The following is a 323-nucleotide window of genomic DNA, read 5'->3' on the forward strand; positions in this document are numbered from 1 at the left end:
GCTTTGCTCGGATCGGTTTCCGAATCGGGTAAATACCACCTGGAGGCGGGTGTGCTATTGATCGACCAACTCCAGAGCGAGACCTGAATGAGCCAGCGCATCGTCAGTTTCGTCATGAGCGGCGGTGTCGGCTCGCGGCTGTGGCCGCTGTCGCGCGAGGACAATCCCAAGCAGTTCCACGATTTCTCCGGCGACGGCTCGATGCTGGCGAAAACCTTGCGCCGGCTGGCGGCACGGCCCGAAGGCGAAACACCGATCTTCCTGATCGCCTCGGAGCGTCACGCCGAGCGCGTCCATGCCGATCTTGCCGGTCTCGATCTCGG

General features: G+C 62.8%; 1 protein-coding gene. It reads left to right on the top strand.

The window, feature by feature from the left end:
- Window positions 1–87 precede the first annotated feature (87 nt).
- Window positions 88–323, top strand: a 236-nt coding sequence (locus tag EN852_RS37805; RefSeq protein ID WP_246694552.1) for a sugar phosphate nucleotidyltransferase, incomplete at its 3' end; no start/stop codon positions are given.

It is taken from the genome of Mesorhizobium sp. M2E.F.Ca.ET.209.01.1.1 (genome assembly GCF_004010375.2).
GTDB lineage: Bacteria > Pseudomonadota > Alphaproteobacteria > Rhizobiales > Rhizobiaceae > Mesorhizobium.